The sequence below is a fragment of the Shewanella sp. BF02_Schw genome (genome assembly GCF_014596695.2).
Classification (GTDB): Bacteria; Pseudomonadota; Gammaproteobacteria; order Enterobacterales; family Shewanellaceae; genus Shewanella.
Genome location: NZ_JABKAW020000008.1, coordinates 195,455 through 214,813 on the forward strand (window position 1 = coordinate 195,455; position 19,359 = coordinate 214,813).

Below are 19,359 nucleotides of genomic sequence, written 5' to 3' on the forward strand. Positions count from 1 at the left end.
CGTTAAAGGTTATTTTACTCGAATTGAAAAACGACTGTGAATCGATTTTAACATTGATGTGCCTGTCAGCCGCACCAATCAATTAATCTTGAGCGAGCCCATGCGGTCTTTATGACCTTTAACACAACTTTAATCAGTTAATAGCCGTCATAAACTATGAGCGTTAACTTTCGCCTAATCTAAATTGCGCTAACAAAGGATAATGGTCTGAGCTTTTAGTCATAATGACCCGAGATGACTCTAAAGTTAGTCCTCGATAATAAAGGTGATCAATTGGATAGCCCATCACGGTTGTGCGTTTGTCATCCGCGGGGATCACCGCTTTTAGCCCTAATTTCTTTGTCATCAAGGCTAACATTGATAATCTGGCTTGACGCCAAGTATTTAAATCCCCGCCGAAAATTATCGGTCCTTTATGAGCACTTAACGCTGGTAGTAGCTGCTGTAACTGCGCAGCATAACTGTCTAGATCATACTCAAAGTTAATACTGTGCAAGTTAGCCACCAGCAAAGTTTCACCATTCGATAAGGGGAAATAACTTAACAAACTCGACTTGGGAAACTGTATTAGGGGTTCAGCCGTCAAATAACCGCAACTTTCACTCGCAGCAACTTGAGACAAGCTCATCACCCCTAGTGGTATATGGTCTTGGCTAAATGCTTGCACCATCGCCAATTGTTGGTGATGTTGTTGGCGCCACAACTGAAACTCGTCAGATAACTTCACCTCTTGCAGCAACAATAATTGATGTTGTTTAGCTAACTGACTGAGCAGCGTTTGCCAGCCAGCATTTTGCTGTTTATAAACATTCCAGCTCGCGACCGCCAGTTGGCCATCAGTATCCAATTTAGCGATAGGTGTGGCTTTTACACATTGTGCAGCAAACGACTCTTGCTCATTATTAATCACTTGAGGCTCTGTGGCTAAATGCACAAATTTTGGCACAACCACAACTGTCATCATCAACAATATGACGATAACCAGACTTCCCCATCGAGCAAGCCCAAGCAGTTTACGCTTATGCTGCAAGGTCGATGTTGGCTTTGAGCGAAAAATACCGATGGATGAATACCTCTATTCGTTTTGGGAGGGCTATCTGAAAATGACTAAAAGTGACTTAAAGTGATGCTAGCGTTTGGTTCGCATTAAACTGAATAGCACCAGAGTCTTTATAATAAAACAAACTGTTTGATATACCCAGCCGTACAGACGGATGACTGTAGACCATACCGATTGAAAACCTGATATGATAAGTGCATGTTTTTCTACATGATTGATACACTGGCTAGCTATGGTTGAGCTTTATAAAATATTAACGATAATCAGCGTATTAGCTTATTGGCTGCTCATTGCTGGTATCACCACGCGTATTGTCTATAAACGGCGATCTATTGGTGTTTCCTTAGCTTGGATGATGCTTATTTATGTTGTCCCCATCTTAGGTATTTTCCTTTATTTCCTCGTTGGCGAGATGAACCTTGGTAAAACCCGCGCCGTGAGAGCTAAAGAGATGTACGGCCCCTATCGGGAATGGTTTCGTCGACTGTTTGCCATTCAGCAATATCGTCCTCACAACTTAAGTGATTACGCGATTCCCATAAGCCATTTATGTGAAAAACGTCTGGGCATTCCTACGTTAGCCAATAATCAACTAACACTTAAATCATCCGCCGAAACGATTTTAACAACCCTGATTGAAGACATACAACAAGCGCAAACCTCGATTCATTTAGAGTTCTATATTTGGCATCCTGGTGGGCTTGCTGACCAAGTTGCCCAAGCACTTATTCAAGCTGCTCAACGCGATGTGGCAGTGAGAATATTATTAGATGCTGCAGGAAGTCGAACCTTTTTTAACAGTAAGTGGCCAAAAAAAATGCGTGAAGCTGGCATAAATTTGGTATCCGCACTGTCTGTTTCTCTTGTACGTATGATCTTCCGCCGTTTAGATCTTCGCCTTCATCGTAAAATAGTCGTGATAGACAACCAAATCGGTTATACCGGCTCAATGAATCTAGTCGATCCCAAATATTTTAAGCAAAGCGCTGGTGTTGGTGAGTGGGTTGATGTCATGGTGAGAATTACCGGCTCCAGTGTACCAGTGCTTAACTGCATTCTCGCCTGGGATTGGGAAACCGAAACAGACCAGAGAATGTTACCCGAACCGCCACAATGCCATCCGCACGACGAGGAACCATCCGACATGGTTCAAGTTATTCCATCAGGACCCGGTATGCCTGAGGATATGATCCAACAAGTTTTATTGCTCAGTATTTATCAAGCAAAACACAGCATCACCATCACTAGCCCTTATTTTGTCCCCAGTGAAAACCTACTGTTTGCATTGACCGCCGCATCATTACGGGGTGTGGAGGTGAATTTAATCATACCCGATAAAAACGACTCAATGATGGTGGAATGGGCCAGTAGATCTTTCTTTGGCGAGTTACTGAATGCAGGTGTCAATATTCATCGTTTTCGTGGCGGTTTACTGCACACAAAGTCAGTGGTCATTGACCTGCACCATAGTCTAATCGGCACAGTTAATCTTGATATGCGCAGCCTATGGCTTAACTTTGAAGTGACTCTTTCTGTTGAAAATTTAGAATTCACTCAATCGCTTAGTGAAGTCCAACATCAATATATGGCTAATTCGATAAAAATGGATGCGCGCCAGTGGCGTAAAAGACCGTTAGTTAAACGATTAGTCGAGCAGTTTTTTTACTTATTTAGCCCACTACTTTAATGATAAAGTAAAAATTAATGCGACTTTGCTAGGTCGCTAAGCACCAGTAAATGCAGGTTGATCAGTTGCTATTTTTCAGTAAATATTATATCGCCATAATACGTTTCTGCATCTTTGCCACTGTTGTCGGTATCGGTCATAATCGCAATCATATCGATGTATTGATACGCTTTGCGGTTAGCTTTTTCACTGCCTTTATCCCCAAATGTTTCAATCAAATCTTGATACACATTGCGTTTTTCTTCATACCACTGACTTTGCTGCGATTGCTGTCCTCGCACAGACATCATTTTAACACTTGAGCCAGCAAAAGCGTTGTTCCAAACCAAGCCTTTGGCTTGATTGCTCGACCAAACATAGTTTAATGATTTGGTGTTCCATACCATAAAACCACCATCAATAACCACGTAAACTCGCGCCACAAAATCATCACCAGCTTTACTTCGCTCGTCTAACTCCGGCAGCGTCTTTTCAACTAACCAACTCCAGTTTAGGTAAGGCGTTGCAATGAGGTCAATTTGCTTTTCTAGCACCAGGCCTGACGCGGAATGGTGACTAAGTGCTTTTAGCGCTAGGCGCCCTTTATAGTCTCCAACGCTGTAAATTGATTCACCAGAGAATACTTTGGAGGTCCAACTCTCAATCCCGTTATCACTCAATAAAGTCACATTGGTTGCAGCTTGCACGTTCACACAAACTGTTACGCTATAAAGAAATATAATCCATCGCAACATATTCACTTCCTATCGCCCTACTCGCTTGTATCACACTGAGTTCACCCGCTAGAGTGAGCTAAACTGGGTGATCGGTTTTACTATTTAATCATGAAGGTAAAGAATACAGCATGACATAGAGCAAGTACCATCAATAGATAATTTCATTTTAAGGTTAAATCACGTAAACTACGCGCTGTTTTTTAAGTCTCTTTTTAGGTAAATCATGATCCGTTTAAACCAAGTAAAATTGCCTCTCGACCATAATGAAGATGCGCTGCAACAACTCGTATTGCAAAGGCTCTCTATCTCAGCGGATCAGCTGGTTGATATACATGTGTTTAAGCGTGGCTACGATGCCCGTAAAAAGAATTTAATTTCGTTAATTTATACATTAGATGTGACATTAGCCAATGTAGACGAAGCCGCGTTATTGGCATCACTTGCTGACGACCATAATATCCGCGTGTCGCCAGATACCGATTATAAATATGTCGCGACTGCTCCAGAAGGCTTAACGGAACGTCCATTGGTAATAGGCATGGGACCATGCGGCTTGTTTGTTGGGCTTATGTTGGCACAAATGGGCTTTAAACCGATTATTTTAGAGCGTGGAAAATCTGTCCACGAACGCGCTAAAGATACCTTCCGCTTTTGGCGTACCAGTGAGTTAAACACTGAATCAAACGTACAATTTGGTGAAGGTGGCGCTGGCACATTCTCGGATGGAAAGTTATATAGCCAAGTTAAAGACCCCGGATTTAAAGGCTTAAAAGTCAAACAAGAATTTGTCGCTGCGGGTGCACCAGCTGAAATCATTTATGTTAGTAAACCACACATAGGTACCTTTAAGTTGGTCACCATGGTGGAAAAAATGCGCCGCGAAATAATCCGATTAGGCGGTGAAATTCGCTTTGAAACCCGCGTAGATGAAATCAACATTACTGACCGTCAAGTGACTGGTGTCACCCTGAGAAATGGCGAAGTACTGCATTCTAAACATGTTATTGCTGCGATTGGTCACAGTGCCCGTGATACTTTCCAAATGCTACATGATAAAGGCGTGTATATGCAGGCGCAGTCATTTTCGATTGGCTTTCGTATTGAACATAAGCAAGAAATGATTGATAAAGATCGCTTTGGCGTTAACGCGGGTCACCCAATGTTAGGTGCAGCTGATTATAAGTTAGTCCACCATTGCAAAAGTGGTCGCAGTGTTTACAGCTTTTGTATGTGCCCTGGTGGTGTGGTTGTGGCGGCGACGTCTGAAGAACATGCGGTAGTGACTAATGGCATGAGCCAATATTCGCGTAGTGAACGTAATGCCAACAGTGCCATTGTGGTTGGCATTGATCCGAGTGATTTTGACAACGATCCACTTCAAGGTATTGCGCTACAACGTAAATTGGAACGCCACGCCTATATCATGGGCGGCAGCAATTACGATGCTCCAGCGCAAATGGTCGGTGACTTTTTAGCTGCAGGTGTTGGTAAACCGTTTGAAAACGTTGAGCCGTCTTATAAACCCAACGTAAAAATGACCGATTTAAGCGATGCATTACCGCAATTCGCTATCGATGCTATTCGTGAAGCCATTCCTGCATTTGGTAAAAAAATTCGTGGTTTTGACAGTAAAGATGCCATGTTAACCGGCGTTGAAACTCGTACCTCTTCACCGGTGCAAATTAAACGTGGTGCCGATTTCCAAAGCATTAATACCAAAGGTTTATATCCTGCAGGTGAAGGCGCCGGCTATGCTGGCGGGATTTTATCGGCGGGTATTGACGGTATCAGTATTGCAGAAGCCGTTGCATTAGACATGATTAAAGAAATGACAAACAGTTAAATCCATCTTTAATAAACAGAGCAATCATATTTGAATGCTCTGTTTATTGCTTCATCGCAACAATAACATTAGATTTATTTTCAAATTCAGAGCCATTCATGATGAGGTTTTCTATTAGATACTCAGAGATGGAAATACAATACCTAATGCCTTTTATTAACATGCCTTACCATTTGCTATACAACGTCTCGGTCTGATGGATGGTTTACCCCATCACTCGTTTGTACATCACCTAAATCAAATGGATTAACACCGTCTAAACAAGCTATGTTAAAACCGTATTCTGTTGGATTTGAGCGACGTTGATGATGAGTATAAATACCACAATGAGAACAGAAATAATGTTTCGCGGTATTGGTGTTAAATTGATAAAGCGTTAACACATCTTGACCTTTTACCACCCTGATCCCATCCAGTTTAACAGACCCAGCAATCGCACCTTTTCTACGACAAATTGAACAATCACAGCGTCGTGGATTTTCGATACCATTGGGTAAAGTGAGCTCGAGTTCAACGGCACCACAATGACATGTTGCTTTGTGCTTTAACTCAATAACGGTATTACCCACTTGCTTGATCATAACCAGAGCCCTTTGTGATGTTGACGATAAGCATTTAGTCGTTCAATATAAGTTTGGCGCTTAAAGTGAGAAAACGTTTCAACATCATCAGTTTAGTGAGGCAAATAGCGTTGACGTTGTGGTGAGTTCAGGACGTATGAAGTGCAAGTTATCAAGCGAATAGCATTACCATTGAATAAAGGGTTCCGGTTCAATCGTCATACCGAAACCCTAACATATGGCTTAACACTATTTTGCCGCTTTCTCCGCTGCCAGTACTGTCGCCATTGACGGTACAATCGAGACAGGGTCTAAACGCATTTGGAACCAGTTTAAGCGCCAATCTAAATGCGGGCCAGTCACTCGACCGGTGGCACCAATTTCAGCGACCTTATCACCCTGCACAACTTTATCACCAACGGTTAAATACAGTTTACTCAGGTGCAAAAAGGTAGAGCTAACACCATAACCGTGGTCGATAATCACTGTGCCACCAGAATAAAACATATCTGGCTCAGCTAACGTAATAACACCATCTGCTGGCGCAACCACTACCGTGCCTGTTGGACGGGCAACATCAACACCAAAATGCGGATTACCTGGTACGTCGTTGTATACCCGCTGGCTGCCATAAACCCCTGAAATTCTGCCAGTAACCGGCCAAATAAATGTTTGCATAAATGCCTGTTGTTGACTAAATAAGTCTCTGGCAGCGCGAGTCTGTTTGGCATCTTTTGCCGCTCTGGCTTGGGCAACTGGATCCGGTTTCATTATTTTTTGGCTGATGCCTGTGACCCGATCAATTTGGTATTGTCGTGCGGCTATGGTTAACGGCTTAATTTCTGTTAATCCGTCTGGATAAATGACTTTAAACACTTGTTCTGACTTAGCATCTCTATCAAACCCAATGGCAAACTGACCGTTTGGGGTGACCTTTACCGATTGGCCATTAAGTAATACTTTACTGCCGACCGGCACTGCGCCGCGCACTAATGCACCTTGTTCAAACTGGCCTTGAAATGTCACAGCGGCAATCGCATTAGCACTTAAGCCGCAAAAGCTGACCACCAGCATTGCAGCTGTTGATATCGATTTTAAAACGGTATTTTTTAATAACATAATCGAAACGCATTCCTTGTTAATAGCGCCAAAAAACATAAAAAAAAGGGCCACCTTAAGGCAGCCCATTAATAATACTTGATTAACCTCTTACCGCAATGGCCCCTTTGCCAATACCTTCGTAAGCGATAACTTTAAAATGACTTTCAGGCGCTTGACTTGCCAATGTCTTTGCCATGTATTCAGCTAGCATCTCAACCGTGGTGTCGTGAGGAATTAAGTCACAACAATGCTTAGGCATCGCTAATTGAAAATCACCTTGAGGTGCAACATAGTGAAAACCAAAATGAGTTTCGTCGTTGATTTTAGTCTGCTTCGACAACTCTAGTGTTTTCACTGACACTAAGTCTTCTTCAGTGCCGAGGTAAATATCATGCCAACGTTCTGCCCAGTATTGGTCCCATTTCGGCTCTGCAATACCATTTTCAAATACGGTTACCGGGCTACGATGACCATGCGCAATACGCTGACAGTTACCGTCATGTTTACGTAATCCGTGGCTGTAATGGTAAAACGGGGTATCGAGCACTTCGCTGCGCAATGTGAGGCTGATGCCTTGGACATTTTCAGGTAACACTTCACGTAAGGCTTTTTTCAAAAAGTCATTAACGCTTTGGTAGTCAATCACTTCTGTAGGAATAAGCGCAAATGCTTGTGAAGGACATGCTAAATGTATGTCACCTTTTTCACTGCTAAAATCCATCCAAACTCGGTCGCTTTTTTGCTGCCAGCGCACTTCGCTACACGCAGTAGGGATTAACAAGCGATGATCGGCTACATCATCAATGGTGTTTTTGATGATGCGTTTAACCTTGCCAAAGTCGAGCACCATATTTTGCTCATCTAGGCCGCCATCTAATAGCACATCGACAATCCAGCTTTCACCAACCATGCCACGAACAGGACAAAGGTAAGAGAAATCGATAACGGTTAAATCTTTTACAAACAGTTGCATTAATGCTCCTAGGCAGAAAAACAGTCCACCTCAGTATAAATGTATTCCTAACGGCGCATGCCAGTGGAAGGTCTATCTTACGTGATCGGAATTTATCCGACTATCAACTCTTAGTCTAACATTCACGGGTTAATTGCCACGTTCTGCTAGTGATGAGTAATAACGCGCCAGTATATTCAATGCCAGCACAAGACCACGTTGATACCCTAAATGATATCAACGACATTCTAAACAAAAGCCACGCTTTGAGCGAGTAAACATCGTAGATAAATGTAATAAATCGATAAAGCTGCTGCAATGCACCTGAATCGGATAATAATCTTGCTAGGGGAACAGCAACAACAAAATGCTGAGCATTTTATAAAACACTTAGAAAATGATTCGCGTGGATACTTGAAAGGTTAACAAGAGACTCTGGCGTTAAGGTCAAATTATGATGGTTCCTGATAACCACCAATAAATACTACGACCAACGTAATGGTCAGAAAAATCTGACAACACAGCAGTAATAATAAAATTAGTGACGGCATAAAAACTATTCCTTGTTAATCCAGACAGCTAGGAGCATTAGGTATAGTGATGTTAGCAATCAAAAGCGCAAAAATAGTGCAGATTTAAAGGAGTTTTGCCGAAACTAAAGCCGATCAGTAATACACATTAATCGCCAGCTACTAAGCTTACCCATTGCATTAGGATGCTTATGAAACGGCTTTAAAACGTAAAAATAGACTTACCAATAAAATGCAGCATTACTCTACCTTATAACCCACACCATAAATGGAATGCAGTAACTCCTTTTGTTGGCTGGCTTGGGTTAACTTATGTCGTAGATTTTTCACATGACTGTCAATGGTACGTGAACTCACAATACGATCGTCGACATAACACACCTGCATGAGGCTATCTCGAGAGTGAACCACACCTGGCCGTTTTAGCAAAGTATGCAGTAATCTAAACTCAACAGGGGTTAATTCTACGTCTTGTTGGTCGACCTGACATTTAAAGCGTTCGATATTGATTTGTAGATGTTTATAACGAATAACCTGCTCGCTTTGACTGCCGTGAGTATTTTCGACTCGCCTTAAAATCGTTTTTACCCGAGCAACGACTTCCCTAGCCGAAAATGGCTTACACACATAATCGTCTGCGCCGATATCTAAGCCCATTAAGCGGTCAATTTCATCTACCCGCGCCGTTAACATTAGCACTGGCAGCATTGAAAATTGCCTCAATTCACGACAAATGGTTAAACCGTCTTTATAGGGCAACATCAAATCTAGAATCATAAAGTCAATTTGTTGAGACTTAATGGTTTCAATTACATCACGACCATCGTGTTGTACCAAGGTGTTAAAACCTTCAAGGGTTAAAAAGTCGACTAAAATCTGCGCTATTTTAGGCTCGTCTTCTACCACTAATATGGTCAATGGTTGTTGATGAACATGTCCACTCATAGTCATTCCCTGTGCATAGGTAATTGTACTTCAATACAAAGCCCACCCAATAGTGATGGGACGGCCTTAATGGTGCCATCATGCGCTTCGACAATATTCTTACAGATGGTTAAACCAAGACCTGCACCACTACCACGGCGTGTGCGGGCACTGTCTTGGCGATACAATGGCTCAAACAGGTGTTCACACTCTTCAATGCTGGCACTGGGCTTAGTATCATTGATGGTTAATATCATCATTTTGGCTTGTTGTGACAATCGCACATCAATTACCCCAGGACTGTCTGTGTAAGCCATAGAATTCATTAGTAAATTAATAAATAGCTGTTCAAGCCGAAGCACGTCGGCAGATAAATACACCCCCGGCTGGAGCTGACTTTGTAGCGTTAGGCCTTTATCTTGTAGGCTGGTAGCCATGCTATTAAGCGTGCTGTGTAGAGACTCACTGACGTTCTCCCGCTGAAAATGATATCGGAGTCCACCAACATCAGATAAAGACAGTTCATACAAATCATCGACTAAGTGCTTCATGCGCAACACTTCTTGTTCGAGTGAGTTCAGCTGTGTGTTATCGAACGTCCTGATCCCTGCTTTAATCGCATCAATCTCACCACATAAAATACTCAATGGCGTGCGCAGTTCATGAGAAATATCAGCTAACCAACGATTTTTAGCACTGCGGTTTTTCGATAGCGTCATGGCGAGATGATCAATATTGGTCATTAATTGACCCAGCTCATCTGCACGCTGAGGTGATAAGCGTTCATCATAATTACCTTGAGATAAATACGATACTCCCAGCATAACTTGTTTAACGGGGATCAGTAGAAAACGTGACAACCACCAAGCAATTGCACTGGCAAGCAGTAAACACAATAAACCGATTCCGATACTGGTCCAACGTTGTTGCTGAGAAAATGCGGTAGCTGAAGACGATTCAACTTCACGAATAGGGCTACTGTATAAATAGCCTACTATACGATCGTTGAATAACAAGGTTAAGCTAATCCGGTTATCCACATTGCCAATATCAACGCCGCTAATAAACTGTTGTTCTGCTGAGTATAACCCCGTCGGTGGACCAGAAGGTGGTGAAAAAGGTGGCCGTTGCCTAGGAGGACCTAAACGTCGTTCAGGTCCCATTGGAGGACGATTATCACCTGCAGGTCTTGGCGGTCTTGCCCCGTCGCCGGGTCTATTTCTTTTTGGAAATGGAGCGTGAAGCGAAATGGCTTGTGTTAATGTTGTTTGATTAATCGACTGCCACACTTGTGTAGATTGTTGATCTGTCATTACTGATGGATCGGTTTGTGCTTCCGGATTAGCCGCATAAAGTGTCAATAGTTCATTCGATAAATGCTGTAAACGTTCTTGTTCTAATCCGTTGATATAGTCTAAAAAACCTTGGTCAAAACTCCACCTCGCTAACGATAACGTGGCGATAAGTACAATACTGGTTAGGCCAACGAAGGCCAAGAAAAGCTTTTGAGATATTTGCATAAAATACATTATAACCAGCTATATACGCATAAACTAGTCGCGATAAATAACTGATAAAAATCTCCTCCAATTCTGCACAATTACTCCACATTGTTAGGTTATATTACCTTTAGTTACCTAACCAAGGAGTGTCACTATGACTCTTAAGCCAATCAGTATTGGTCTACTTAGCTTTCTGTTATTAGCATCTTTCGCTGCTAATGCTAACCCGCATGATAGAAAGCCACCTAAAGAAGCTGTTGAAGCGTGTGCTAACAGTGTTGAAAATGATCAGGTTAGTTTTGACACCCCGCGGGGAGACACCCTTGAAGCAAGTTGTCAAATTATCGATGGCGAGCTTGTCGCTGTACCTGCCAATGGTCCTGACGATATGAAACAACCACCAAAACAACGTAATTAACAATAATATGTTGCTAGGTAGTTTCATCAAAAATAGATTACAGAGAATATCTAAGGAGTAAATATGCAAGTGACGAGTGGTAATACTTCGATGCAAATGACATCGACCGAAAACACACAAAGACCTCCGCGTCCTGATGGCCCGCCGCCACCAAAAGGCGGTGTCCCGCCTGGGCTAGATACAGCGGTATCGACCTTGTCTGATGATCAACAGCAATTAACCACAGACATGTTGTCATCATTGACCGACGAGCAGCAAGAGTCGTTGAAGTCTATGTTAGATGAATTAAAACCACTTACAGATGGATTAACTGACGAGGACATCGGCAGTATTTTCTTTGAGGCATTGAGCAGTATTTATAATGGTGATAACACCGCAACGGCTAACAGTAATTCAACCTCTGTGAACGTAGATATTTACGCTTAATACAGCATTAAAAAGTCGTAATCGTGATATAAAAGCAGCTTGCAAATTGTGTAAGCTGCTATTTTATTTACTTTAATTTAATATCAGTGGCCAGGTTAATACGGTTATGGAATATCGGTAAAAACTCGTTAAGATCTTGTGGCAATCGCGGTTTACTGTACAAATACCCTTGAACCAAATCACAGCCATTGAGCCGCAGAAAATCTGCTTGATCGATAGTTTCCACACCTTCAGCAATAATCTGCAAATTCAATGCATGCCCCAGTGTAATAACCGCTTTAGCAATCGCAGTGTTATTTGCATCATGAGGGATATCACGTACAAAAGATTGATCGATTTTCAACTTATCAATTGGTAACTTTTTGAGATAATTGAGAGATGAGTATCCGGTACCAAAATCGTCAATACTCAAGGCAATGCCCATGGCGCCAAGCAATTTCAAATCACGAATAATCGCGTCTGGATCATTCATCATGCAAGACTCGGTGACTTCTAATTCCAAATGTTTGGCCGGTAATCCCGTTTCCAATAAAATCGAGCGCACTTTATCGACAAAATCATTTCTTTGCAGCTGTAAGCTGGCTACATTTACCGAAATGCGTTCAAACATTTTACCTTGGGTTAGCCATTCAACCCCTTGTAAACAAGCGGCCTTTAATACCCACAAACCTATATCCCAAATTAAACCAATCTTCTCTGCTAATGGAATAAACTCTGCTGGAGAGATATTGCCGTAGACAGGATCAGACCAACGAATTAACGCTTCAAAGCCACTAGGAGACAGATCAGACAGTTTCAACTTAGGTTGATAAACTAAATAAAAATCTTCATTCACCAGCGCTTGGTGCAATGCTGTTTGCAGTTTTAATTGCGCTACAGCCTGTTTGGTCATCGACTCAGTATAAAAGGCATAATTATTTCGCCCATCTAACTTGGCTCGGTGCATTGCCGCGTCGGCATTACGTAATAAGCTGTCGTGATCATCACCATCACTTGGGTATATCGCCACTCCCATACTGGCGGTAAGGCGTACAGATTGGGTATTGTCCAATATAAATGGGCGTTCAAATACACTGCGAATACGGTCAACCGATGACGTTACAGAATCAGTTCCCATAATGCTCGGCAACATGACCACAAACTCATCACCACTTAAACGTGCTAATACGTCAAAATCAGATAAAGCGTAAGATAAGCGTTTAGCCAATTCAACCAGAATTTCGTCGCCAATAACATGGCCTAAACTGTCGTTAATGTGCTTAAAGAAATCGATATCTAAAAACACAATAGCCAGCTGCTTTTTAGCCCGGTGAGAGTGATTCACCTCTTGCTCTAGCAGTGACATAAATTGCATCCGATTAGGCAATTGTGTCAACGGATCAAAATAGGCTAAGTTTTTCAGCTTTTCTTCATTTTGTTTTTGCGCTGAAATATCGGCAAATACGGCAACATAATACTGAATGATATTGAGTTTATCGAATACAGCACTGATGGTTATCGCTTGCGGAAAAATAGCACCGTGCTTACGGCGATTCCAAATTTCACCATGCCATTTACCTTGGACTAATAAGGTATTCCACAATCGTTCAAAAAAGCTTTTAGGATGGCGACCTGAACTCAGCATTCTAGGATTTTGGCCTATAACCTCTTCGCGGCTGTAACCGGTAATATCAGTAAACGCTTGGTTAATTTCGGTAATATTGCCATTACTGTCTGTTATCACTACCCCTTCGACTGCATTTTGAAACACATTGGCGGCTAATATGAGTTGATCCTGCGCCTCTTTGTGTTTGGCAATATTGCGAGTCATCCCTATTACCCCGGTCAATTGACCTTGGGTATTATAAATGGGCGCTTTAATGGTTTCGAGCCAGACCTTATTAAAATTAACATCAACTTCTTCACATTCAGACACCACTACAGTCGAACCATTACTGATGGCTAATTTATCACTCTCAATAAATTCATTTGCAGTGCGTTGATCAAAAAGGTCAAAGTCGGTTTTGCCAACAATTTGTTCTGTAGACTTTCGCCAAGCTCGCTCAACACTTTTATTACACGCTACATAGTGTCCGTTAGCATCTTTAACCCACATATGTTCATCAAAAGCATCAATAAATGACTGTAAATCAACATCGAGCGACACAGACTCAGATGCATTAGAATCAACAGCTAAGGAATTGATATAATAACGAATGGCATTACTTAGCATATCCGCTATGCGTGTTTGCATTGCCGACAAGGGCTTAAATAATGTTTGCTGAGATGGTTCGATAGCTTTGTCACTAAAGGTGATCACACCGATGATATGACCTTTAGATGAACGAATAGGCTGATGATAAACGGTAACATGTTTGTCTACCGTTTGGACACTTTGAGCATCTGCCGCTTTAAGATGTTGTAACAAGCTATCTTGATGCTGTCGCTGGGTATTGTCATCAATACCTTGGCTGGTACAAATAGCTTCAATACTGTTTTCAGCATTAATTTGGTAAAACATGATGGTAAGACGAAACTCGGCAGAAATATCATTTATTTCTAGCTGCCATTCTCTTAATTGTACTTGAGAAATAGCTTTTTTAAGCATATTAAGATCCTGATAATGTTTAATAGACCATGTTAAACGAGCCATACTCAATATGTATGAATACTGTAACAAGTAGTGTTATGAATATAAGTGCCGAGTCTAACTATACATCAGAACCTATCCTATACGCTGTGATTAAACAACAAAATGCAATCGATTCGAGCGATTAATACTATTAGTTAACTATAATTACCCGATTAATAGGGCATATTCAATCATAACCTAACCCAATAAATAAAAAAGGAGCCAAAAGGCTCCTTAATAGAATGTCACTATAAAAGGATGATAAAGGCATGAATACTAACTATTTTTTAATGCAGCGATGCGCTTCTCTAGTGGCGGATGGCTCATCATTAACTCAGCCATTGAACGTTTACCATTAATACCAAAGGCTGACATTTGTGCTGGCAGAGCGCCAGATTCAGGCCCTTGACGTAAACGTTCTAATGCGGCAATCATTTTATTTTTGCCTGCTAAACGTGCCGCGCCTTCATCAGCTTTAAACTCACGAATACGTGAAAAGTAAGCTACGATAATCGATGCCAAAATACCGAATAGCATATCAAGTACAAATACTACAGCCATGTAGGCGAACATACCTAGGCCTTCACCTTCTTCGTCATTACTGGAAACAAAATTGTTAATAATGCCAGCAACAACACGCGCAGCAAAAATAACAAAAGTATTCACCACACCTTGGATTAAGGTTAATGTCACCATGTCACCGTTCGCCACGTGGCTCACTTCATGTGCAAGTACACCTTCAATTTCATCTTGAGTCATACCGTAAAGCAAACCAGAACTCACAGCAACAAGCGCATTGTTTTTACTTGGACCCGTTGCAAATGCGTTCATTTCTGGCGACTGGTAAATAGCCACTTCAGGCATCTTAATACCAGACTTTTCAGCTTGGCGTGCAACCGTTTCAACTAACCAACGTTCCATACTGTCACGTGGTTGCGTAATAACTTCACAGCCCATGGTTTTCTTCGCCATCCATTTTGAAATGGCTAAACTGATAAACGAGCCACCAAAACCAAAAATGGCAGCAAATACTAACAGTCCACCCATCGTTGAGGTATTAACCCCAAGAATAGACATTACAATTGAGGCAACCAGTAAGATGGCAAAGTTGGTTGCAATCAACAAAAATATACGCTTCATTTAAGCTCCTGTATGGCAAAAGTGCCGATTTACGATTGTTACTACAGACATAATATGTCCATAAAATGAAAATTCAAGCTTAGTTATATTAAAAAAGATTTATGACTCTTTTTTAACTTGATAAAACATCGTCTTGAAATTCACGCGAGCAGAGTCTAGGGAGAATTGATTAATTGAAACTGAAAAATAGACTACAAAAACAAACTCTGTGTCGGCAATGATTAATCTTTGATAAACTGTCAAAAACTAAAACCAAAAAGGACTTTTTATGCCCATTAATGCATTAATGTTGAGTGCCTCACGGGTCGGTAATTCGACATATCTAAGCCATACCGTTGAGCTTATTCGTCCACTCACTCAACCAGGACAACAATGGCTGTTTATTCCTTATGCTGGCGTCAGTGTAAGTTATGATGAGTATTTAACAAAAGTACAAACAGCGCTTGAACCTCTGCCAATTACCATTAGTAGCATTCATCAGTTTGCAGACCCAAAACAAGCCATTCAAGATGCTGCAGGCATTTTTGTTGGTGGTGGCAATACATTCCAATTGCTCAACGAATTATATCGCTACGACTTGCTACATTTAATTCGTGAAAAAGTAGAAAATGGCATGCCGTATGTGGGTTGGAGTGCGGGATCAAACATTACTGGAGCCAGTATTCGTACCACCAATGATATGCCAATTGTCGAGCCGCCCTCTTTTACCGCATTGGGTATATTGCCATTCCAATTAAATCCGCATTACACCAATTACCAAATGCCAGGCCATAATGGTGAAACACGTGCGCAACGACTGTTAGAGTTTACCATGGTCGATCCACTGACACCGGTGATCGGAATCCAAGAAGGTAGCGCGCTATGGCGCCAAGGCGATAAATTACACCTTATTGGTAATGAGGCAGCTTACTTATTCCACGGTAAACAACAAGAAGTTGAGCTTACCGCTAACAGCGACTTATCACACTACCTTTAGTTAGCTAACCTGCTATTAAACTATGGCTTTTGTTGATAATCGATTTTGATCAAAACCATTGGGCTTACTCTATAAGCCCAATGGTGCATATTGATAAGTTACTAACCACCGTATTGATTTCGTTCACTAGGAATATCCGTTGAGTATTCAACAAACTCAACTTCAAATCCGTTCGGATCAATAAAGTAACGGCTTTTATAAAAAGGGTCGTGTCTGCCCATAATCGCCACCTCAAAACCCGCTTGTGACAACCTAGCAACTAATGCATCAATATTGTCCACAACGTAAGCGAAATGTGCCAAACCCAATGCATTACTTTTAAGATCGCGCACCTCGCCACTACCAGAATCATTTAACGATAAATAATGATAATCATCACTAAAGTGAAGCCATTTCCGTGGCGTACCATGCCAGACTGACTCACCACCACCACGCACTCGCCAGTGTGGAAAGGCCGCTTTATAAAATACTAATGATTCATCTAAGTCATTAACTACTAGATTTAAATGTTCTAATCGCATCACTTATCTCCTTATGATTAATGCAACACAGCTTAAAACCTAAAGTTAACTTGAGGTAAAGTACTATTTTTGCCAAAATGATAAAAAATTCGGGGGTTGAATGTCAGTAGATACTGAGTTTAGTGTTGGCCAAGTCGCTAAGCGTTGTGGAATAAATATCTCTGCGATTCACTTTTATGAGCAAAAAGGTCTCATCAGCAGTTGGCGCAATAATGGTAATCAACGTCGTTATACACGAGACGTTATCAGGCGAATATCGCTCATCAAAGCTGCGCAACAATTAGGGATATCGTTGGATGATATCAAGCATGCTTTTGCTGCTTTACCCAATGAACGAACAGCGACTAAAGAAGACTGGGCAGAATTATCAAATGTTTGGAATAAATCACTTACGCTGCGGATAACCCAGATGCAAAAATTGAAAGATTCGCTCGAAGGTTGCATCGGTTGTGGTTGTTTATCGATGAAAAATTGCCCACTGTATAATCCTAACGATATTCTTGCAGATCAAGGCCCTGGCCCAGTGCTTTTGAATAAATGATGAATACAAAAAACCTAGTTTGATAACAAACTAGGTGTAAGCAATTGGCTAAATTGGGGGGAGATAAACTACAAGGTTGAGAATATGGCTTAAATGCTATTAACACCTAAGCCATCAATCGTATTAATTCACAATAACGCCTTAACTAAGGGTGTTGGTAGCAACAATATCAATTTTACGAGGTTTCATTGCTTCTGGAATTTCACGTACTAAATCAATATTTAATAAGCCGTGTTCTAATTCCGCACCGATTACTCGTACATGATCTGCTAATTGAAAAGTGCGCTCAAAACCACGCTCAGCAATCCCTTGATGCAAATATTTACGTTCATCACTTGTAGCTGTCTTATTACCTTTTACTAATAGTTTTTCACCTTCACTCATAATATCGAGTTCTGGCATAGAAAAACCCGCGACGGCCATGGTGATCCGATAACGATTCTCGCCTAAAAGTTCAATATTATAAGGAGGATAACCACTGTTGCTATTGTTAGCTGCAGCATGTTCAGCAAGTTGTGCTAAACGATCAAAACCAATAGCACTACGATAAAGAGGTGTTAAATCTGGAGAAATATTAAAATTACGCATGTTCATACCCTTGTCTAAAGCAATATGTAAAAATGACCACAGTCTGTTTGTGGTGTTTAGTTTTCACAGCCCTTACGGCACTGTGGTAGCAAGTTTACTGAAACCTCAATCGAGCATTTCATGATTCTCTCCTGCTACAGAATTAGATATATGGACCACTGGCGCTATATCAAGTGCAATGGATAAAAAAGTGAGTTACTAATAACCTAAAATAAAAAATAGACTTTATAATCAATAATTAAGATAACAACTAATTTATAACATAATGAATAAGTTGGTGTTCATTTCACAATGATGACTTTTGTCACTAGTATTTCTGCTTGAAAACGTCACAATAATAGACAATAAATAGAAACAATTAAGGACACATTATGAACCCACCAACATTGGCATTATTAATTCCTATTCTGGCCATTTTAGGCAGCTTTATTGTCACTATAATGAAGCTGAAGCAAAGACAATCGCATACGACTGCAGAACAAGAAACTAACAATAAAGCACTGCATGATGAAATTAACGCCCTGCGTCAACGAATTGAAGTACTTGAACGTGTTGTTACCGACGATGCTTATGACCTAAAGCAAAAAATAAATAACGCGTAACACTGTCAGAGAGAATCTTAAACAACGCCACCTTATTGAGTGTATTGAGTGGTATTGTTGATTTCATAAAGTTGCTTATATTAAATAGCCATTTAATTAATGCCATCGAAATAAGCGAGCTCTTTGATTGCGGTCATTATGGAGAGTTAAGGGCTACATATTGTTTTTTACACAAAACAGCCCGCTATATGATAGCGGGCTGTTTCGCGACTATTTCAAGTCAATTAGGCGCCTGGAAATGACCTACTCACGCATAGGCATATTGGCCACACTGCTTAAGGCTTATTTCTGAGGACTTGTTTTGCCAAAAACAACTCTACACTATAAATTGCAGACACAAAAAAGCCCGTTACGTTAGTAACGGGCTTTTTTACGACTCTTGCAAGTCAATTAGGCGCCTAGAAATGACCTACTCTTTTATCCCCGAAGGGGACGCATGGCCATATTCGACAAACTGCTGTCATGTTTTGGCCAAAAACAAACTCTACACTATAAATTGCAGACGTAAAAAAGCCCGTTACGTTAGTAACGGGCTTATCACTACTCTTTCGAGTCAATTAGGCGCCTGAAAATGACCTACTCACACATGGGCATATTCGACAAACTGCTGTCATGTTTTGGCCAATAACAAACTCTACACTATAAATTGCAGACGTAAAAA

At 41.2% G+C, this 19,359-nt stretch carries 18 protein-coding genes; 7 read left to right on the plus strand and 11 right to left on the minus strand.

Annotation, left to right across the window (positions count from 1 at the left end; translation table 11 throughout):
* Window positions 1-163 precede the first annotated feature (163 nt).
* Window positions 164-1,030, minus strand: a complete 867-nt coding sequence (locus HNW13_RS21800) for an endonuclease/exonuclease/phosphatase family protein (RefSeq protein WP_192116136.1) — start codon at window positions 1,028-1,030, stop codon at window positions 164-166.
* 262 nt (window positions 1,031-1,292) lie between these two features.
* On the opposite strand from HNW13_RS21800, the gene cls reads away from it, so the two are divergent.
* Complete coding sequence (cls, locus tag HNW13_RS21805; RefSeq protein ID WP_192116137.1) at window positions 1,293-2,747, plus strand: cardiolipin synthase; 1,455 nt, start codon at window positions 1,293-1,295, stop codon at window positions 2,745-2,747.
* A gap of 68 nt (window positions 2,748-2,815) precedes the next feature.
* On the opposite strand, the gene HNW13_RS21810 is transcribed toward cls, so the two are convergent.
* Entirely contained in the window at window positions 2,816-3,481 is a 666-nt protein-coding gene (locus tag HNW13_RS21810) for a DUF3047 domain-containing protein (protein ID WP_192116138.1), read from the minus strand.
* 205 nt (window positions 3,482-3,686) lie between these two features.
* Between HNW13_RS21810 and HNW13_RS21815 the strand changes: the two genes are divergently transcribed.
* Window positions 3,687-5,306 (plus strand): NAD(P)/FAD-dependent oxidoreductase, encoded by a 1,620-nt coding sequence (locus HNW13_RS21815; RefSeq protein WP_101087488.1) that lies wholly within the window; start codon window positions 3,687-3,689, stop codon window positions 5,304-5,306.
* A gap of 176 nt (window positions 5,307-5,482) precedes the next feature.
* Here HNW13_RS21815 and HNW13_RS21820 read toward each other — a convergent pair whose 3' ends face one another.
* From HNW13_RS21820 to HNW13_RS21840, 5 genes are all read right to left on the minus strand, one after another.
* Entirely contained in the window at window positions 5,483-5,887 is a 405-nt protein-coding gene (locus HNW13_RS21820; RefSeq protein ID WP_192116139.1) for a GFA family protein, read from the minus strand.
* A gap of 228 nt (window positions 5,888-6,115) precedes the next feature.
* Window positions 6,116-6,940 carry a M23 family metallopeptidase gene (locus HNW13_RS21825; protein WP_192116150.1) on the minus strand — a complete coding sequence of 275 codons (825 nt, stop codon included), beginning with the start codon at window positions 6,938-6,940 and terminating at the stop codon, window positions 6,116-6,118.
* Between the two features lie 127 nt (window positions 6,941-7,067).
* Window positions 7,068-7,940, minus strand: coding sequence for a 6-carboxytetrahydropterin synthase (locus HNW13_RS21830; RefSeq protein WP_101087485.1), 873 nt, complete (start codon window positions 7,938-7,940; stop codon window positions 7,068-7,070).
* Between the two features lie 749 nt (window positions 7,941-8,689).
* The gene (locus tag HNW13_RS21835) at window positions 8,690-9,394 is read right to left on the minus strand and encodes a response regulator (RefSeq protein WP_059745107.1); all 705 of its coding nucleotides are present in this window, start codon (window positions 9,392-9,394) and stop codon (window positions 8,690-8,692) included.
* Between the two features lie 2 nt (window positions 9,395-9,396).
* Entirely contained in the window at window positions 9,397-10,893 is a 1,497-nt protein-coding gene (locus HNW13_RS21840) for an ATP-binding protein (RefSeq protein ID WP_192116140.1), read from the minus strand.
* Between the two features lie 136 nt (window positions 10,894-11,029).
* Here HNW13_RS21840 and HNW13_RS21845 point away from each other — a divergent pair, with 136 nt between their 5' ends.
* Both HNW13_RS21845 and HNW13_RS21850 read left to right on the plus strand, forming a co-directional pair.
* Window positions 11,030-11,293 (plus strand): hypothetical protein, encoded by a 264-nt coding sequence (locus tag HNW13_RS21845; RefSeq protein ID WP_101087482.1) that lies wholly within the window; start codon window positions 11,030-11,032, stop codon window positions 11,291-11,293.
* A gap of 63 nt (window positions 11,294-11,356) precedes the next feature.
* Window positions 11,357-11,719: a hypothetical protein gene (locus HNW13_RS21850; RefSeq protein WP_242445174.1), complete on the plus strand. Its 363-nt coding sequence runs from the start codon at window positions 11,357-11,359 to the stop codon at window positions 11,717-11,719.
* A gap of 67 nt (window positions 11,720-11,786) precedes the next feature.
* On the opposite strand, the gene HNW13_RS21855 is transcribed toward HNW13_RS21850, so the two are convergent.
* Window positions 11,787-14,306: an EAL domain-containing protein gene (locus HNW13_RS21855; RefSeq protein WP_192116141.1), complete on the minus strand. Its 2,520-nt coding sequence runs from the start codon at window positions 14,304-14,306 to the stop codon at window positions 11,787-11,789.
* Window positions 14,307-14,606: 300 nt separating this feature from the next.
* Window positions 14,607-15,470, minus strand: a complete 864-nt coding sequence (gene htpX / locus HNW13_RS21860; protein ID WP_192116142.1) for a protease HtpX — start codon at window positions 15,468-15,470, stop codon at window positions 14,607-14,609.
* 268 nt (window positions 15,471-15,738) lie between these two features.
* Here htpX and pepE point away from each other — a divergent pair, with 268 nt between their 5' ends.
* Window positions 15,739-16,446 carry a dipeptidase PepE gene (gene pepE / locus HNW13_RS21865; RefSeq protein ID WP_192116143.1) on the plus strand — a complete coding sequence of 236 codons (708 nt, stop codon included), beginning with the start codon at window positions 15,739-15,741 and terminating at the stop codon, window positions 16,444-16,446.
* A 101-nt stretch (window positions 16,447-16,547) separates the two neighbouring features.
* On the opposite strand, the gene HNW13_RS21870 is transcribed toward pepE, so the two are convergent.
* Window positions 16,548-16,970 (minus strand): VOC family protein, encoded by a 423-nt coding sequence (locus HNW13_RS21870; RefSeq protein ID WP_208062954.1) that lies wholly within the window; start codon window positions 16,968-16,970, stop codon window positions 16,548-16,550.
* A 97-nt stretch (window positions 16,971-17,067) separates the two neighbouring features.
* Here HNW13_RS21870 and soxR point away from each other — a divergent pair, with 97 nt between their 5' ends.
* Window positions 17,068-17,508 (plus strand): redox-sensitive transcriptional activator SoxR, encoded by a 441-nt coding sequence (gene soxR / locus HNW13_RS21875; protein ID WP_192116145.1) that lies wholly within the window; start codon window positions 17,068-17,070, stop codon window positions 17,506-17,508.
* 141 nt (window positions 17,509-17,649) lie between these two features.
* On the opposite strand, the gene HNW13_RS21880 is transcribed toward soxR, so the two are convergent.
* Complete coding sequence (locus HNW13_RS21880) at window positions 17,650-18,096, minus strand: Hsp20 family protein (protein ID WP_101087476.1); 447 nt, start codon at window positions 18,094-18,096, stop codon at window positions 17,650-17,652.
* 371 nt (window positions 18,097-18,467) lie between these two features.
* Here HNW13_RS21880 and HNW13_RS21885 point away from each other — a divergent pair, with 371 nt between their 5' ends.
* Entirely contained in the window at window positions 18,468-18,698 is a 231-nt protein-coding gene (locus tag HNW13_RS21885; RefSeq protein WP_101087475.1) for a hypothetical protein, read from the plus strand.
* Window positions 18,699-19,359 lie beyond the last annotated feature (661 nt).

Excerpts from the sequence above, each read along its gene's own strand:
- HNW13_RS21845 (WP_101087482.1), top strand. The coding sequence starts at position 11,030 with ATGACTCTTAAGCCAATCAGTATTGGTCTACTTAGCTTTCTGTTATTA.
- HNW13_RS21835 (WP_059745107.1), bottom strand. The coding sequence starts at position 9,394 with ATGAGTGGACATGTTCATCAACAACCATTGACCATATTAGTGGTAGAA.
- cls (WP_192116137.1), top strand. The coding sequence starts at position 1,293 with ATGGTTGAGCTTTATAAAATATTAACGATAATCAGCGTATTAGCTTAT.
- HNW13_RS21820 (WP_192116139.1), bottom strand. The coding sequence starts at position 5,887 with ATGATCAAGCAAGTGGGTAATACCGTTATTGAGTTAAAGCACAAAGCA.
- HNW13_RS21840 (WP_192116140.1), bottom strand. The coding sequence starts at position 10,893 with ATGCAAATATCTCAAAAGCTTTTCTTGGCCTTCGTTGGCCTAACCAGT.
- HNW13_RS21825 (WP_192116150.1), bottom strand. The coding sequence starts at position 6,940 with ATGCTGGTGGTCAGCTTTTGCGGCTTAAGTGCTAATGCGATTGCCGCT.
- HNW13_RS21830 (WP_101087485.1), bottom strand. The coding sequence starts at position 7,940 with ATGCAACTGTTTGTAAAAGATTTAACCGTTATCGATTTCTCTTACCTT.
- HNW13_RS21885 (WP_101087475.1), top strand. The coding sequence starts at position 18,468 with ATGAACCCACCAACATTGGCATTATTAATTCCTATTCTGGCCATTTTA.
- HNW13_RS21815 (WP_101087488.1), top strand. The coding sequence starts at position 3,687 with ATGATCCGTTTAAACCAAGTAAAATTGCCTCTCGACCATAATGAAGAT.
- HNW13_RS21810 (WP_192116138.1), bottom strand. The coding sequence starts at position 3,481 with ATGTTGCGATGGATTATATTTCTTTATAGCGTAACAGTTTGTGTGAAC.
- HNW13_RS21880 (WP_101087476.1), bottom strand. The coding sequence starts at position 18,096 with ATGCGTAATTTTAATATTTCTCCAGATTTAACACCTCTTTATCGTAGT.
- soxR (WP_192116145.1), top strand. The coding sequence starts at position 17,068 with ATGTCAGTAGATACTGAGTTTAGTGTTGGCCAAGTCGCTAAGCGTTGT.
- htpX (WP_192116142.1), bottom strand. The coding sequence starts at position 15,470 with ATGAAGCGTATATTTTTGTTGATTGCAACCAACTTTGCCATCTTACTG.
- HNW13_RS21855 (WP_192116141.1), bottom strand. The coding sequence starts at position 14,306 with ATGCTTAAAAAAGCTATTTCTCAAGTACAATTAAGAGAATGGCAGCTA.
- HNW13_RS21850 (WP_242445174.1), top strand. The coding sequence starts at position 11,357 with ATGCAAGTGACGAGTGGTAATACTTCGATGCAAATGACATCGACCGAA.
- pepE (WP_192116143.1), top strand. The coding sequence starts at position 15,739 with ATGCCCATTAATGCATTAATGTTGAGTGCCTCACGGGTCGGTAATTCG.